The organism is Luteibacter sp. P4_E6 (assembly GCF_056401535.1).
This window is the reverse complement of the sequence record NZ_JBFUJE010000727.1, coordinates 1-1592: the sequence shown is the minus strand read 5'-3', so window position 1 is coordinate 1592 and position 1592 is coordinate 1. Positions and strand designations below refer to the sequence as shown.

Annotated in this window: 1 protein-coding gene and 1 pseudogene; both read left to right on the top strand. The window is 67.8% G+C overall.

Translation table 11 applies throughout. The features are described from left to right. Positions 1–1025 (top strand): formate dehydrogenase accessory protein FdhE (gene fdhE / locus AC1DT2_RS22845; protein ID WP_477298953.1); only part of this gene is annotated, 1025 nt, incomplete at its 5' end. Positions 1026–1037: 12 nt separating this feature from the next. Beyond that, positions 1038–1592, top strand: a pseudogene (locus tag AC1DT2_RS22840) (L-seryl-tRNA(Sec) selenium transferase); the annotation flags it as partial.

Genomic DNA, 1592 nt, shown 5'->3' with positions numbered 1-1592 from the left:
CATCGCAAGTGGTTCTACCAGTTGGCGGCAAGCCGTCGTGTCAGCAAGACCACGCCCAGGAAGAATCCGTGAAGCAAGCCGAGGCACCACCCGACGCGTCCTGGAGCGGTCCCTCTCACCCCGGGGTCAAGTCTCCCTCACCCATCGTGATGCCGGACCCGGCGCGGCGCTTCGCCGCCACAGCGGCAAGGCTGGACCACCTTGCCACCGGCCATCCCATGGAGCCCTGGCTGCRCTTCCTGGCTCGCGTTGCCCGTGCCCAACACAGGGTGTCGACCACGCTCGCACCCGCCGGCATGGTCGATCCGCAAGCCGTCGCCCGCGCCACCGAGGCGCGCATGCCGCCGTTGGCTGCCGATGGCCACCACCGCGACGCCTCCTGGCGCGAAGGCCTCACATCCGTGCTCGATCATGTCCAGCATCCCGACGCCGACCTCCCTCCGGCCACCCTCGACGCCATTGACACCCTGCGCCATACCGACATCGCCGCACTCGAAGGACACGCCAACAACTTCCTCCGCGGGCACGTTCCCCCGGCGGATATCGGTGCAGCCGTCTTCATCGCCGCCGCGCTGCAGGTTTACTTCACCGGCTCCGCGGCCCGTCTCGACGCCGCCGACCTCCGGCTGCTCGAGCAACGATCCCTCTGTCCCTGCTGCGGCTCGCCTTCGGTATCCGGTGTCATCACCGCCACCGGCTTGATTCCGGGCACCCGGTACCTCTATTGCTCGATGTGCTCCACCGCCTGGAACCACACCCGCACCGTGTGCGTTACGTGCGGAGGCACCCGCAAGCTGACCCAGGAGGGCATCGAGGGCGATGCCGGCCTGGTCAAGCTCGAAACCTGTGCCGAGTGTCACACCTATAGCAAGCTGCTCTACCAGGTGCGCGACACCCAGGTGGACCCCTATGCCGATGACCTCGCCTCGCTCGGCCTGGAACTGATGGTCAGCGAGGAAGGTTTTGCCCGCCATGCCCCGAACCCGCTGCTGCTGACGGGAGACAGCGAGGAAGATATCGGGTAGATAATCGTGTCCATGGCCGAGCCCGACACGAATGCCCTTCGCCGCCTTCCCGCCGTCGCCACTGTGCTGGCGACCGAAGGGGCCGCCTTGCTGCTGGATCGTCACGGGCGGGTAGCCGCTACCGACGCGATTCGCCGCGTGATCGACGACGTACGGGCCGCGTTGCGCACCTCGCCCGGCGTAGCGCCGGATGCCGACGAAGTCGTCAAGCGCGCCGCAAACCTGTTGGACGCCCGGCCCGCTGGTCTGCGACCGGTGTTCAACCTCACCGGAACCGTGCTGCACACCAACCTCGGCCGCGCCGTCTTAGCCGATAGCGCCATCGAGGCAGCCGTGGCATCGATGGGTCACCCCGTGGCGCTCGAATACGATCTCGCCACCGGATCACGGGGCGAACGTGACGACCACGTCCGCCGCCTCCTGCGTGAACTGACCGGCGCCGAAGACGCCACGGTGGTCAACAACAACGCCGCGGCCGTGCTGCTCTGCCTCAACACCTTCGCCCTGCGCCGCGAGGCGGTCATCTCGCGCGGCGAGCTCATCGAGATCGGCGGCGCGTTCCGCATG